14 protein-coding genes are annotated in these 14,822 nt (G+C 44.8%); 4 read left to right on the top strand and 10 right to left on the bottom strand.

Going from position 1 to position 14,822, the window contains the following annotated elements; translation table 11 throughout:
* The first annotated feature begins 107 nt into the window (after positions 1–107).
* Positions 108–2,003, top strand: a complete 1,896-nt coding sequence (locus tag AR1Y2_RS08360) for a PfkB family carbohydrate kinase (RefSeq protein ID WP_137328547.1) — start codon at positions 108–110, stop codon at positions 2,001–2,003.
* 65 nt (positions 2,004–2,068) lie between these two features.
* Here the strand turns inward: AR1Y2_RS08360 and AR1Y2_RS08355 are convergent, their stop codons facing one another.
* Positions 2,069–2,428: a helix-turn-helix domain-containing protein gene (locus AR1Y2_RS08355; RefSeq protein ID WP_137328546.1), complete on the bottom strand. Its 360-nt coding sequence runs from the start codon at positions 2,426–2,428 to the stop codon at positions 2,069–2,071.
* Between the two features lie 150 nt (positions 2,429–2,578).
* Here AR1Y2_RS08355 and AR1Y2_RS08350 point away from each other — a divergent pair, with 150 nt between their 5' ends.
* Positions 2,579–2,803, top strand: coding sequence for a sporulation initiation factor Spo0A C-terminal domain-containing protein (locus AR1Y2_RS08350; protein WP_137328545.1), 225 nt, complete (start codon positions 2,579–2,581; stop codon positions 2,801–2,803).
* A gap of 88 nt (positions 2,804–2,891) precedes the next feature.
* On the opposite strand, the gene AR1Y2_RS08345 is transcribed toward AR1Y2_RS08350, so the two are convergent.
* The 7 genes from AR1Y2_RS08345 to AR1Y2_RS08315 all read right to left on the bottom strand — a co-directional run bounded on the left by AR1Y2_RS08345 (position 2,892) and on the right by AR1Y2_RS08315 (position 10,063).
* Positions 2,892–3,689: a class I SAM-dependent methyltransferase gene (locus AR1Y2_RS08345; protein ID WP_137328544.1), complete on the bottom strand. Its 798-nt coding sequence runs from the start codon at positions 3,687–3,689 to the stop codon at positions 2,892–2,894.
* Positions 3,690–3,721: 32 nt separating this feature from the next.
* Positions 3,722–4,309 (bottom strand): TetR/AcrR family transcriptional regulator, encoded by a 588-nt coding sequence (locus tag AR1Y2_RS08340; RefSeq protein WP_137328543.1) that lies wholly within the window; start codon positions 4,307–4,309, stop codon positions 3,722–3,724.
* A 78-nt stretch (positions 4,310–4,387) separates the two neighbouring features.
* Entirely contained in the window at positions 4,388–5,239 is an 852-nt protein-coding gene (locus AR1Y2_RS08335; protein WP_243118891.1) for a BtrH N-terminal domain-containing protein, read from the bottom strand.
* Positions 5,232–7,712 (bottom strand): ABC transporter permease, encoded by a 2,481-nt coding sequence (locus AR1Y2_RS08330; protein ID WP_137328541.1) that lies wholly within the window; start codon positions 7,710–7,712, stop codon positions 5,232–5,234. The genes AR1Y2_RS08335 and AR1Y2_RS08330 overlap by 8 nt, the downstream gene beginning before the upstream one ends.
* The gene (locus AR1Y2_RS08325) at positions 7,699–8,394 is read right to left on the bottom strand and encodes an ABC transporter ATP-binding protein (protein WP_137328540.1); all 696 of its coding nucleotides are present in this window, start codon (positions 8,392–8,394) and stop codon (positions 7,699–7,701) included. The genes AR1Y2_RS08330 and AR1Y2_RS08325 overlap by 14 nt, the downstream gene beginning before the upstream one ends.
* Positions 8,395–8,486: 92 nt before the next feature.
* Positions 8,487–9,407 carry a sensor histidine kinase gene (locus tag AR1Y2_RS08320; RefSeq protein ID WP_330554740.1) on the bottom strand — a complete coding sequence of 307 codons (921 nt, stop codon included), beginning with the start codon at positions 9,405–9,407 and terminating at the stop codon, positions 8,487–8,489.
* Positions 9,395–10,063: a response regulator transcription factor gene (locus AR1Y2_RS08315; RefSeq protein WP_137328539.1), complete on the bottom strand. Its 669-nt coding sequence runs from the start codon at positions 10,061–10,063 to the stop codon at positions 9,395–9,397. The genes AR1Y2_RS08320 and AR1Y2_RS08315 overlap by 13 nt, the downstream gene beginning before the upstream one ends.
* A gap of 327 nt (positions 10,064–10,390) precedes the next feature.
* Between AR1Y2_RS08315 and AR1Y2_RS08310 the strand changes: the two genes are divergently transcribed.
* Positions 10,391–11,818, top strand: coding sequence for a GntR family transcriptional regulator (locus AR1Y2_RS08310; RefSeq protein WP_137328538.1), 1,428 nt, complete (start codon positions 10,391–10,393; stop codon positions 11,816–11,818).
* Positions 11,819–11,856: 38 nt separating this feature from the next.
* Positions 11,857–13,071, top strand: a complete 1,215-nt coding sequence (gene trpB / locus AR1Y2_RS08305; protein ID WP_137328537.1) for a tryptophan synthase subunit beta — start codon at positions 11,857–11,859, stop codon at positions 13,069–13,071.
* 219 nt (positions 13,072–13,290) lie between these two features.
* Here the strand turns inward: trpB and AR1Y2_RS08300 are convergent, their stop codons facing one another.
* Together AR1Y2_RS08300 and AR1Y2_RS08295 are read right to left on the bottom strand one after the other, a co-directional pair.
* Positions 13,291–14,370, bottom strand: coding sequence for an FUSC family protein (locus AR1Y2_RS08300; RefSeq protein ID WP_137328536.1), 1,080 nt, complete (start codon positions 14,368–14,370; stop codon positions 13,291–13,293).
* 12 nt (positions 14,371–14,382) lie between these two features.
* Positions 14,383–14,820: a MarR family winged helix-turn-helix transcriptional regulator gene (locus tag AR1Y2_RS08295; RefSeq protein ID WP_137328535.1), complete on the bottom strand. Its 438-nt coding sequence runs from the start codon at positions 14,818–14,820 to the stop codon at positions 14,383–14,385.
* Between the last annotated feature and the right edge of the window lie 2 nt (positions 14,821–14,822).

The raw sequence follows: 14,822 nt of genomic DNA, 5'->3' as shown, positions 1-14,822 counted from the left end.
TGCCTTTTTTTCTGTTATTCTGTTGTATATTTTGCACATTTGGACATATTGACATCTATTCTTTCTTTGTCTATTATGGGATGTAGGATAAAACTGGAGGTAACTATATGAACATAAAAGAAATTGCACAGCTGGCAGGTGTCTCTGCTTCCACTGTTTCAAAAATCGTCAATCAAAAGGATCAAAGCATCAGCAGTGAGACTAGAGAAAGAGTTTTAAAGATCGTAAAAGAGTACAATTATACTCCTTATGCCGCTGCCACTGTAAGTCCTGCGAAGACATGGATCCTCGGTGTCCTGCTCCGTTCTTCCATTTCCCTGGATTCTACACTGGACGGGATCATGCAGACTGCCCAGGCCAATGGATACAGCACTCTTGTATATAACAGTTACTCCGATATGGAGCAGGAACTTAAAAATATAACTTCTTTGTGCAAGAACAATGTGGACGGCATTATCTGGGAGCCGGTGACCGCTGAAAGTCTTTCCTATACCTCCCATTTTCAGGATATGAACATTCCCATGATGACCATCGGACCCAACGGCGGTGATCATTCTCATATGATTCCATACGAAGAAGCTGCATACCGGATCACCCAGGAATTGATCAACCGACGCCACCGGGATATTGCTTGTATCCTGAAAGAAGGCCGCCGGACCTCCGCTTTCCTGAACGGATATAAAAAATGCCTGTTTGACAATCACAGAAAATTGGACAAGGATCTGATCTTTTATGATCTGGACGAGTCTCTGATACACAAAGTAAACTCCCACAGCATCAGTGCTGTTATATCATCTCATTACCGTGAGGCATTAAAGTTCCATCAGCTCATGAACACGCTGAACTATAGAATTCCGGAGGATATCTCACTCATCTCCCTGAAAAATGACACGATGGAGGATCTGGCTTTCCCTGATATTTCTGAGATCTCCACCTATACGATGCTGAATGCAGATTTTGGCTCCTATTTATGCAATAAGATGATCGCCGAAATTGAAAAACGGACAGATGACCTGCATTCTTTTGTCCAGGAGTTTCATCTGGACAATCAGACTACCGTCAGTGTGCCTTTTAACCTAAACGCTCCGAAGATCACCGTGGTGGGCAGTATCAATATCGATACTTACCTGAATGTACCGCAGCTGCCCCACAGCGGCAAGACGGTCAGCACTTCATCCTCCTTTATCTATCCCGGAGGAAAAGGCGTAAACCAGTCCATCGGCGCGGCAAAACTGGGACACCGTGTAACTCTGATTGGAAATGTAGGATCTGACCTGGACTCGGCCTCGATCTATAAAGCGCTCAAGGAGTACGGGGTAGAGCCTTTCGGCGTGAAAAGATGCAGCCAGGCTGATACAGGAAAAGCATTTATATTTGTGGAATCCGGCGGACAGTCCATCATCTCGATCCTGCCGGGCGCAAACGACATCCTGGCTCCAGAGGATATCAGGAAACGGCAGCGTTTCTTTAAAAATACAGGCTACTGCCTGATCCAATCAGAAATCCCACTGGATACGGTCGCTGAGGCCTGCCGGATTGCCCATGAATATGGGGCAAAGACTATCCTGAAGCCTTCCGTGTACGGACAGATGCCCAGTGAGGTGCTGTCCGGAGTAGATATCCTGATCCCAAATGAAGATGAATTGAATGACTTATGTCCGGGATCTTCTACCCTGCAGCAAAAAACCGCATTCCTGCTGGAATGCGGTATCAAAATCATCATCGTCACACGTGGTGAAAAGGGCTGCTATGTCCGGACAAACGAACTAGAAAAGCATTTCCCGGCGGTTTCCTTTCCGTCCGTAGATAATACTGGCGCCAGTGATGCCTTTATCAGCGCCCTGGCGGCCTATCTGCTTTATGGATATTCTCTGGAACGGGCAGTACGGATTGCCACTTACGCGGCAGGTTTCTGCGTCTCACGGGAAGGTGTCGTGCCTGCCCTAATCGATCAGAGGAGCCTTGAGACATTCATCAAACAAAAAGAAGATTCTTTGATCTGACACAAACAAAAACCGTAGCTGTAATTCACAGTATTGTGATCTACAGACTACGGTTTTATTCATTCTCAATTAATTTTGGTTTCAAATAGTTTTACAGTTCTTATAGAATCCTTTGTTGCCTTCAGAACATCTACCAAAATACGTACTTCATATTCACTGCAATCGCTGAACAGCTCATTCGCTTCTCTTTCAAAGACTGGTTTTGCAATTAGGATTGTATCACACAGCAATTCATCAGCTGACACCTTCAAAAGATTAGAAATCGCGACAAGTGTCGTAAGACTTACGCTGGAATTTCCGGTTTCTATATTACTGACGTGCTGTGGAGTGACACCTATTTTATCGGCAACGGTTTCCTGCGTCAAATTTTGTTTGATTCTTGCGATCTTGATTCTTTTTCCTATGGCTTTAAAATCAAGCTCCATAGACGGCACACTCCTTTCTTCAAAACCATTCTTATATATTGTAACCTTTCCCAAAATGTATTATAATGGTGTCACAAAATAAATCATTCTATAAGTTATAGTCGATATCCGTTTTACGTTCCAGTGATAATTTTAAGATGAGGTGTACATATGATTGGATTTAAAAGAGTAGATACAAGAAGTTTAATAAAAGAAGTCGCCCGCGCACATGGGATTTCTGTTGCCGAGGTCAGAAAAGAAATGCAGCAGACCATTGAGGACGCAAAAAATAACCCAGATCCGGAAAAACAGGCAGAGTTTCAAAAGTATTTTGGAAACAGCACGCCTACACCAGAAGAATTTATCTATGTGGTGACGAAGAAAATGAAGTATTAAGACAGGATATAGCCGAAACGAAAGAAATACGCCCGTCTGGTTTTGTGCCAGACGGGCGTATTTGTGATGATTTTTTGTGAAACGTTTTCTAGGATACTTTTCTGAAGATGTCAACAGCATGACTCGTAATACCTAATAAATCTTCCCGCTCACAGACAGAGAAATGATACTTTAAATATAATTCAAACGTGCTGCTGTCCATAGCATCTATGGCTTCCCGCATAAATAGGGCACAGCCGTCAGCCGCCACATAATGCAGTCTGTCTACGGGAAACGAAGTCATCAATTCATCGATGTCTTCTTTACGGACCAATTCAAATAAATCCTTTGGCTCGGACTTGGCCGCGAACGTGGAAGGATCCAGCAATCCCTTTTTGATATATTCTGTGACACTGATATTCCCACGTTGGAAGCCTTCATCAAGGAGGCAGCCATCAGAGATGACATACGCAGCAAAGATCACGCCTCCTGGCTTTGTCACGCGAATTGCCTCACTTAAAGCCTGTAGTTTATCTTTCGCAGTGTAAAGATGGTACAGAGGCCCCAGCAACAGCGTAATGTCATATTCATTGTCAGGGAAAGCAGACAAGTCCATCGCATTACCCTGGGTTATGGTGACTGGCTCGCCGGATCGTGTATTCTGACGGAAAACGTCAATATTATGCTCTACTAACTCCACTGCATCGACAGCATATCCTTGGCGTGCCAGCGCATGGGAATACCGACCTGTTCCCGCGCCAACTTCCAGCACACGGTCACCTGGTCTTAGATATTCCTTAATGTAGCGCATTGTAGTAAGGAACTCAACGGAACCGTGTCTTAACACCAGCCGGCTGTCTTCGTCGTATTGATTGTAAAAGTCAATTAAATACTGGTTTGTTTTCATAATAGCACCCCTTTTGTCATGATCCGCATGCCTCAATTGCATATATCCCAACCTGGTATTTCTTCCCGTATAAAAAGTGACAAGATATTTACTACCCTTTTCTCAGCACTCTTCCGGTCCAGCGTTAATTTTTTTGTCGCTGTCAAAACTGCTATACCGTGGGTATAGAGAAACAAATCCAAAAATATTACTTTTGCCTTTTCAAGCCCTATCCCAATAATTTCGGAAAACTCTTCCGCCCTTTTTTCATTGTCCGCCTCCTTATAAAAATCCTTTGCCTCTGTCATATCCAAATCCATATCATTTACAAACAGCAGCTTAAATAAGTGTGTTTCTTCCCGGGCAAATTCAATATAAGAGAGGGGCAGGACTAAACAGGGGCTGATATTGACTCTATTGCGGTAATCTTCCACATACCACTCGTAGTATTCATATGCAAATGCGAGAAAATCTTTCTTTAATGCATCCATATTTTCATAACAAGTAAAAATCGGCCGGGTAGAACATTGTAGTTTACCCGCGATACTCCTGGCATTGACAGTTTCAAAACCTGTTTCCCTTGTCAGATCCAGGGCAGTGTTCAAAATCATTTGCTTGGTTATCTTTGCTTTCGGCGGCATTTGTGTACACTTCCTTCGTAATCATATCGTTATGTTACTTATGTTACATAACAATTGTTGTACATTAATCCAATCTTGTCAAGAAGAAATTTCTGCAGCCATACGATACCCTTCCTTCATTTTTGTAAGTACATGCCCAAACTTTTCAGGAAGCTTTTCTGTTTCATCCCCTTGACCGGACAGGTAACGGATCAGAATACCCGAGATCTGTTCCATCACATCCGCTCCCTCATAAAAAATGACAGCGGCCTTATTCCAATCATCTCTGTCGTATTCTTCTCCCATTTGAGAAAGCATGCTTCCCATCTTTTCAAATCCGCCCTTAAATTCAACTTCATCAGGCAGGTCAATGCCTCTCAGCACATTTGGCACCATAGGCACTGTTCCAAAAAATGTGACCATATTCTTCAATATCTTATCATAATCCTCCCGGCACAGGTCTGTTTTCCACTGAGGAAGCTCCTTGATAAACCTTTCAAAACCTTTGTATCCCAGAAACGGCATCGGAGGATTTAAAAAAAGATCCCCTTTTACAGCCAGCGCCTCCTTTGCGATCTGATACTTATTCTTTTGAGACTCCATCCGGATGGTACAGACCGTATTGGGCCGGCTCAGGCCAGGGCAGCTGCAGTCCATGGCAAGACGCAGATCCATATAGGATAACTTTAATTTCTCTCTGCGTCCACAGTCATATAAGGAAACCGTCTGCTCCCCGTCATCATATCCGGCCATCAGCACATAATGGAATGGGATATGCTCCCTGTGATAGAACTTCTCAAAATAGGATAAATGAAACATATCCAGGGTACCGAGCACGACCGGAAAACCGGAATCGATCTCTGCCCTTGCCTTTGCCATCGCACGCTCAAATGTCTTATAAACATGATGTCTAAATCGAAATCCAACAATAGGCGCCAGAGTTTTATTCAAAACCTTTGATTCTCTCTGCGATAGCTGCTTCCCCTTCCAGAATCCGATATGCTGCCAGAGGGATCAAAATACATGCCGTTACAGATATCAGCACAGCGGCCAGTACTGGTATCCACGGAACCCTAAACGGTATGCCCATGTAGTTCATGGACTGGTAACACAGATAAGTGGCAGCCAGCCCTGCCGTGGCTGCGATCAGAATTGAGGATGCTGCATATAACACTCCTTCCCGCACGAGCATAACCTTCACCTGCTTTCTGGTCATTCCCACGCTTTCCATGACCGCCAGTGACACCCGGCGGCTCTGGATGTTTCCGAAAACAGTATTGACGTAGTTCATCAGACCGATCAGCGCAAGGATCACGGCGATCCCCACACCTACCCCGGTCATATTTCCCTGTGCTTTTCTGGTTTCCTTCATGTTTTCGATCTTAGAATCAAAATAAAGGTCCTTTGAGGCAGTTCCCTGTTCCAGACTTTTCTTGATCTGAGCCTCTGTTTTTTCATCGTATTCCTTCCGATAGCGGATATTTAACTTCATGATATAAGGGTTCTTTACCTGCTGCTTTAGAAAACGGCTGCTAACGATGACAACCGGCCCTTTTCCCATAGATCCTCCATAATAATCATCGTCCGTAAATCCGGCGATCTTCAACTGAAGATCTTTTGTTTTCTGCCCCGGCAGGCGGTATTTTACTCTTTTTGTCTTACCTGGGTCCAATTCCAGGCCGCTTCTATAGATGATACAAGTATTTCCGTTGATAAATTGTCTTTTATCTACCGGATGTTCCAACCCTTCGTTAAGGTATTCAAATTCATCATCACCGATACCCACCATCACTGATCCGTATTTTTCAGGGTGCTTCTTATAGTCATTGATATCATCTTTATAAGACGTATACATCCACATTTCATAAAATTTTCTCATCCATGTATCAGAGAATTCCGGCTCCCACGGCACCACGATATTTGTTCCCAGCATGGTGTAAAGTTTCTTCACTCCTTCATTTTCTTTGACCTCTCTTACAACTGAGGGCTTTATGATGTGCTTCCATTCTTTCCCGTTTTCCTTCATAGCCGTGTCATTTCTCACCACCAGATCTGTGTCCATATAATTGGACACAATCGTTCTGGCCCCATGGCTGTCAATGATCGTAATCAGACAAAGGCATATGGATAAACTGGCTGCAAGGGAGAAAACCGCAATTCCTGTTTTTTTCTTATCCCTTCCAAACTGCTCTCTTGCCATTTTCCAAAGAAGATTGCCTCTGCCCTCCCTGCGGCGGCTCTTTTTCCCTGTTGAGACCTGATAACCCAGAGCCTCCACAGGGGAGACAGATACTGCAATCTTCACTGGCTTCAGGCTTCCCAAATATATCGTGACTGCCGCAATAAAAATGCTCACAAAGAAAATGGAAGGATGGAAAGAAATATTGATGGAACTTTCCCGGATACCGAGGGTCCTAACAATATGAGGGATGATCAGAAAAGAGGTCGCCAGTCCGAGCAAAATCCCGCTTCCGATTCCTGCTGCACCCACAATCAGCATCTGTTTCTGCAAATACTGATAAATCTGTTTTGAGGTCATACCCACCGTCCGCATAAGCCCGTAATAACGGATATTTCCTGAGACAGACAGATACAAGATATTATAAATGAGCAGATACGCACTCAGACAGGTGATCAGCACCAGCCCGGCCATGCCTGCCAGGACTCCAATGGACTTTTCCATTTGCCCCGTAAACTGAAAATTTTGGCGGCCGCTCAGATGAAGTCCCTCCTGAAACTTCTTCTGTTCTCTATCAGAGAGGATCTTGCTCTTAAACTTCACCTGCAGCACACCCATGTTACTGAGCTGATATCCTGTTTTCTTGTAAAATGCTTCTGATACACCGAACATCTGCTGTTCCCCATAACCTTCCCAGATACCGGATATAAGAAAAGTTTTTGTATGTGTTCCCTTTTTGTCCGCATAAGTCAGTTCAAAAGAATCCCCGACATCCAAATGCTCCTTTCCGCAGTCTTTTAAGGCCTCCTTGGTGACCATCAGTTCATTTTCTCTATGCGGATAGTAGCCCCGTACCTTTTCCCTGGCCGGTTTCATCTGACGTGACCAGGATGTCTCATCGTACCAGACCAGTCCGGTGTGCAGAGTGTCATCCGCATCAGTTTTTTGCGCATATCCCGCATATGCACTGATCCCTGCTGACAATACATCCCGGTGGTCTTGGCAGTAAGCCTTCTGCCTTTCTGTAAATCCGCCCATCAGCACTCCGTCATAATCGGCTCCCTGCATATGAATGTTTTGTATCCTCTGCATTTGAAAATAGGTGGTTCCCACGGTCAGAACACTGAACAGCATGAAAACAGAGAGCATGACCGCAGCAGTCATTACTGCAAACTTCTGACGGCTGCCTTTGAGAGAGGACACCGCCATTTTTGTGATGATTTTATGATTATTATTTTCCAGCATAGTTCCCACTTCCTCTCACGATCCTGCCATCCTCAATATGGACGATCCGATCTGAAAGCTGTGCGATATCCTGGTCATGGGTGATCAGCACAACGGTTTGCTGGAACTGTCTTGCCACTGACCTCAAAAGCCCCAGTACATCATGCCCGGATGCCGTATCTAGATTTCCCGTGGGCTCATCCGCAAGAATGATGGCCGGTTTTGAAGCAATGGCTCTGGCAATAGCCACACGCTGCTGCTGTCCGCCGGACAGAGTGTTGGGCATCGCCTCTCTTTTTTCTTCCAGATTTAACAGCCTAAGGATCTCATCTACGAATTCCCGGTCCACCGGGGTGCCGTCTAGTTCCACGGGCAGTGTAATGTTTTCATAGACGTTCAGATCCGGCACTAGGTTGTAATTCTGGAATACAAAGCCGATATTTCTTCTTCGGAAGATGGCAAGCTGTTCTCTGTCCATCTCTCCCAGATCTCTGCCACCTACGAATACTTTCCCTGCTGTTGGAGAATCCAGGCCTCCGATCATATGAAGAAGTGTACTTTTTCCGCTTCCAGACTTTCCGATGATTGCGATAAATTCACGCTCTTTTACCTTAAAATCCACTCCGTCCAGCGCCTTTACCGTGTTGTTTCCCAGTTTGTAATATTTTTTTAATGCCTGTGTGTTTACAATTTCTGTTTCCATTGTTTTATCTCCTTTCTCTGATGGTATCAGCATATCTCATAAAAATCACAAACTGCTCACAAAGCATCACATTCACAAAACTGTGATAAACATCATCTGTTGGGTAGATACAGCCTGAAATCAGCCCCCGCTCCCGGTTCAGACCGGACCTCAATATAGCCGTTCTGAAGTGTCATGATATTTCTTGCCAGAAAAAGCCCTACGCCGATGCCCTCCTGATCGGACACCTCCGGTTCCCGGTAGAACCTTGTAAAAATTTCCGCCTGCCGCTCCAGGACGATGCCCTTTCCTGTATCCTTTATACTGATTTTTGTAAAGATTTCCTGGACAGTCACTGAGATCTGGATGCTCCCTCCACGCCCAGTGTACTTTACTGCATTGTCCAGAATATTAAACAATGCTTCCTCTGTCCACTTGCTGTCATGCAGGACTGTAATTCGGCTGTCGCAGTCCATGGACAGCCGAATCTGTTTTTGTTCCGCCTTCGGCACAATGGATGATACAGCTCTGCCGAGGGTCTTTAAAAGAGGCTGTCTTTTACAATGGATCTCGATCACACCAGTCTCCAGCCGTGACATTTTTACCATACTCTTAAGCAGGAAATCCAGTTTTTCTGTCTGTGCGCTGATCTTTTTCAGAAACCGGGCTGCTTCCTGCTGATTTCCCTCCTCCTGGAGAAGCTCCACGTATAATTTAATATTTGCAATGGGTGTCTTTGTCTGATGAGAAATATCCGAGATCAGCTCTTTGATCTTTTTCTTTTCCTTCAGATTTTCTGCATTCTTTTTATGCCAGATCTGGTCCAGCCGTTTAAGCCTCTCATATACCTTTCCCCACAGGGTATCTCCTTCCTCCAGGGTTTCTTCCATTTCTTTTCCCAAAGCTATGGCATCGAGGCACCGCTCCAGGCGGCTGGTAAAGCCATAGATCTCTTTTTTCATACGCCGCCTGCTAAAGCCCAGATAAATACAGATCAGGACCAGAGCTGCTGCCAAAACCGTCATTTCATCCATTGATATCCCATCCCGTAAATATTTGATATGTACTGATGCTCCTGGTCTTCAATCTTCTTTCTCAGCCGGTTTATATTGACGGCCAGAGCGTGCTTGTCCACAAAATTTGCTCCTGTATCCCAGATGCGCTCTAGAAGTATGGTGTAGGTAAGCAGCTGGCCCCTGTTTTGGACGAACTGTTTTAGCAGACGGAACTCTGTGGGTGTAACCATGCATTCATTTCCTGAGACCCATACCCTTGCTGCAGAAAAGTCAATCCTTAAAAATCCGTCGTCAAACAACTCCTGTCCGCCCTGCTTTACCCTTTTTAACACCACTTTGATCTTCTGCTTCAGTATTTTCATGGAAAACGGTTTTGTGATATAATCCTCAGCACCCAGCTCATACCCCATCAACGCATCCTCTTCCAAGTCCCTTGCTGTCAAAAACAATACCGGAATGTCACACTGGCCTTTGATCCACCTGCAGAAAGAAAATCCTTCCCCATCCGGAAGGTTGACATCCAATAGCGCTAAATCCACTTTTTCTTTTAAATACAAATCTCTGGCTTCCTTTAGAGAATAAGCCTTTATTGTATTGTATCCCTCTTTTTCCAAAGCATAGCAGATCCCCTCATTTAGTTCTCTGTCATCTTCTATCACAAATATGTTCTGCATCCTCCACCTCCGTATTAGTTCCCCTCTATTTTATCATACGGAATGCCGGGACACTAAAAAAATCCCAACAATCACAGATTTGTGACTGTCAGAACAGAAAAAGACCGGCTTTAACAGAAATCCTAACACCTGCGTCAAGAGCCTCTTTTTCAATATCGCTCCAATCATAAGCATAGATAATGAGAATCGAAAGTTTCTTCCTGTAAAGTCTCCGAATATGCTTGGCCACCTGGAGTGTTCAATATGGAATGACAGCCCTGCCAATATATTTGTTTAACAGAGAAATATGATATAATATAGATTATTTCAAAAAGGAGGCCCCAACCAATGCAGGATACCAGCATGAGCGATATCATTTACGATTATTTTACTTCCAGAATCCAGTCCGGTTACTATGTGTATGGAGAGCGTCTGCCTTCCATCAGCAATATCTGCAGACAATTTCAAGTTAGTACACTCACCGTCAGGTCCGCATTATCTAAATTGAAAGAACGGCAGTATATTGAAACTTCAGCACGAAAGGCTGCCACAGTTACCTATACCCCGGTTAAACAGTCTGAGCAACAGTATATTGGTTATTTCCTTTCCAGAAAAGACGGAATGGAAGACATTGCACGGTCTGCCAGCATCATATTTGATCCTGTCAACAGCCTGTATTTCAAGGAACAAAACCATGAATCCGTAAAACGTATCCGCTGGCAGCTCAAAAAGACAGGGGGACATGCAGCCAAACAGATAACCTTGTTTTATGCTGAGATTGCCCAGCAGTTTAAGAATCCCCTGTTCCTTAATCTACTATACTGGGAAATCATCCGTTATCTCCGCATCCCATATCTCCACCGTCCTGCAGACTTTGACAATGCAGGCCAGCAGGTCTTTTCCCACTATCAACGTCTGTTGAATTTGTTTGAACACGGACAGGCCGATGAGATATCAAAAGAAGCTCAAAAATTCCACGAGATCCTATTGGCAGAGTTTCTTGAATATCTGTCTAACTTGCAGAAAAAAGGAATGCGGGTCAAACAAGTACCCTTCCGTTGGCACATTTACAGAAAGCGTCCCCAGCTCTGCTATTCACTTGCCGCTGATATTTTAAGTAAAATAGATAATAAAATTTACAGACAGGAAGAATTGTTACCGTCCTGCCAGACCCTTGCCAAGGAATATCATGTGTCTCTGATCACTATGCGTAGAACCCTTGAACTTTTGGGAAATATGCGGGTTATAGAAACCTTAAACGGAGTCGGGACAAAAGTCATTTCTAAAAAAAATCTGGAGGCTCCTGATTTTTCTATGCCGCAGATCCAGACCAACCTTATTTTCTTTTTCCGGGCTCTCCAAATGTGTGCTCTGACCTGCAAAAACGTATCATACCACACTTTTTCTGTGTTGGATGATACAGATTTTCAAGCGCTGGATGACCGGATTCAAAAATGTATATCTGGAGATACCCTTTATCTTCTGGATGAAACATGTCTTCAGTTCATAGGCGAAAAAAGTCCCTCTGCCATGATCCGGGAAACTTATCATCAGCTGTACCACCTGCTGCTCTGGGGACACACCCTTCACATATTCTTTCAGCAGCTGGAAAACAGCAAATTCTATACAGAATATGCCGCAAGGCTTCTGAGAGAAGTCCACATGCAAAATATTGACGGTTTTGCAGATGCACTTTCCGAACATATCTCAGAGGGGGTTGCTGTATGTAGAAATCTTTTTCTACAGCTTGGTTTTGATAAAGACAAGCTTTCGTGATAAAATAAAGCTTAACAACAATAACACAGGAGGAAATTATGGATTATAGAACATACCTTAGAAACTATCCTGATTCAGAGGGCCGCTTCGGCCCTTACGGCGGAGCTTATTTAACAGATGAACTGCGCCCTGCCTTTGAAGAGATCTCCGAGGCTTACCAGACTATCTGCCATTCTTCCCAGTTCATCAATGAACTTAGAAGGATCCGCAAAGAATTCCAGGGAAGGCCTACTCCGGTCTATCACTGTGAGCGGCTTTCCAAGCTGTACGGCAACTGCCAGATCTACCTGAAACGGGAAGATTTAAACCACACAGGTGCCCACAAGTTAAACCACTGTATGGGGGAAGGCCTGCTGGCCAAATTCATGGGCAAAAAACGCCTGATCGCTGAGACAGGCGCCGGACAGCACGGTGTGGCCCTTGCCACTGCGGCAGCCTTTTTCGGGCTGGAATGTGAGATACATATGGGCGAAGTGGATATCGCCAAACAGGCACCGAATGTCACTAGAATGAAAATACTGGGAGCCAAAGTAGTCCCTGTCTCTCACGGGTTAAAAACCTTAAAAGAAGCCGTGGATTCAGCTTTTGAGTCTTATGCTAAGAACTACAAGGATTCCATCTACTGCATTGGATCCGCCCTGGGACCCCACCCGTTCCCGCTGATGGTCCGTGACTTCCAGTCCGTGGTGGGCTATGAAGCAAAAGATCAGTTTGTAGAAATGACCGGTCTGCTTCCTGATGTTGTATGCGCCTGCGTGGGAGGAGGCAGCAACTCTATCGGTATGTTCATTCCATTCATCAACGAGCCAGTGGACATCGTAGGCGTGGAGCCGTTAGGACGCGGATCAAATCTCGGCGACCACGCCGCTTCCATGACTTATGGTGAAAAAGGTGTCATGCATGGATTTGAAAGCATCATGTTAAAGGACAAGGACGGAGAGCCGGCGCCGGTCTATTCCATCGCCAGCGGACTTGACTACCCTTCCGTGGGACCGGAACACGCATTCTTAAATGATCTTGGCAGAGTGGACTATAAAACAGTGGACGATGAGGACGCCATGAAAGCGTTCTTTGAGTTATCCCGCTATGAGGGGATCATTCCCGCCATCGAAAGCTCCCATGCCTTAGCCTATGCCACAAAAAAAGCAAAGGAAATGAAAAAAGGTTCCATCTTGGTATGCTTAAGCGGCCGGGGCGACAAAGACATCGACTATGTAGTTGAGAATTATGGGTATGGAGAAAAGTACCTTTAAATAAATGCCTTGTCAGAATAAAAAAGGCCTTTCTATGGCAGTAGTCTTCTGCCGCAGAAAGGTTTTTTTCTCTATTTTTCATTTCTGTAGGACGCCGGGAATAGATCCATTTCTCCTTTGAACTCCAGCATACCCGTACCATCCGGTATCAATAAGGTCTCCCCCTTACACAGGTATGTCCTCCCCACATGCAGGCTTCGTAAAACGCTTCCATGTCTGTCAGATACCATCTTCCATTGCATTCTGGCTGTCTGCCATCTCGCCAAGCCATGCGGAGGCTTTTCTGAATGTCTTGTCAAATACAGCCGCATAAAGGGAAGCAACTACATTGGTCACAATTCTTAGGATAATTGCCGCTTTTAAACCGAACACGCTGGCAGCAATGGCTAACGCTCCGAATGTATTAAATACTGTCTGCCATTCGTAGCCTGCGGAATATCCAACGCCGATCCCTCCCAGCAATCCAATGAAAGGATACATGCTTTTAGGAAGGATCCAGTATAACAGCAGAAAAATACCACATCCCAGAATATTAAACGGAGCACGTCTTTTTGCTTTGTATTCCATATCCTTTGTAAATGGAAGCAGCACAGACATAGAAGCGATACCGACCCACATGACCCGTGGAATGTTCAGCAGTGATACGATCAGCATCGCAGTGGAGATGCCGAAAGTCAGCCTCAGGTACCAGCTGGTACGCGCAGATCGCAGGTCAAATTCTCTGAACAGGTCTGCAAAACTTCGTTTATAGGATCTGTCTTTATGATCGATGTAAAAGACCGCCGCACACACGGCTGCCCCAACGGCCAGGCCCGCAACTCTTAGATAGAACTCATGTCCTGTCACATCATATCCCTGCAGGAGCAGATAACCCAGTACAAAGGTGGATTGGTTTGACATGAGCACATTGTGGCAGCTAAAGAGCACGATTCCCAGAATGCATATCACGTTAATAAAAAATGCCGGAACAGGGTCAGACGCCATATTTGACAGCCTCGGCCCTGCTGCCAAGATCCCAAAGATCAAAAAGATGACTCCAACTCCATGGGATGTTTTAATCCCAAAATCCGCCTGACGTAACACCAGCAGAGAGAGCAGCACGGTAACGCCCACGACACTGTTTGCAGAGCCGAACAGATGGCTGTAAACAGTGACCACCGCAAAACAAAATGCCACAACCAGATATACTTTTACATTATAGATCAGGATGTGACGCCTTTTTTCCTTCTTATCTTCTGTTTTATGGATCAGCTGTTTTGATCCTGTTGAGCTTAACTGTAATTCCTGATATACTGTCAAAAAAATTCCTCCTTATTTCTTGTCCATAGCACTGTCATTGGCCTTTTGGATCAGTTTCATTAATGTATCAAAATCTTCTTCTCCCAGATTTCTCTGCAGTTCATAGAACGGTTCCATATAGTAATAATAGGTGTCGTCCAGTTCTTTTTTGCCGTTCTCGGTAATCTTTAAATAATAACTGCGCTTATCCTTTTTGCACTCTATCTTCTGGACCAAATGTTTTTTTGTCAGATCTTCGATCAGACGGCTCACCGCATTCTTTCTGATGCCCATGGCATAACTTAAGTCCAAAGGCGTCAGGGCCTCTTCTGCCAGTGCTGTGCGAAAGAGCAGGTCAATCTCCTGGGCTGAAGTCAATGCCCCTTTGCGTGATTTTTTTACATACAGACTGGAAAACAGCCGTACAGTTCCTAGCTTTTCCATAGATTCCAGCCATTTTTCATCTTTCATCA

The sequence above is a fragment of the Anaerostipes rhamnosivorans genome (genome assembly GCF_005280655.1).
In the GTDB taxonomy this organism is placed as follows: Bacteria; Bacillota; Clostridia; order Lachnospirales; family Lachnospiraceae; genus Anaerostipes; species Anaerostipes rhamnosivorans.
The sequence above is the reverse complement of the archived record's forward strand: the minus strand, read 5'-3'. Positions and strand labels throughout refer to the sequence as shown.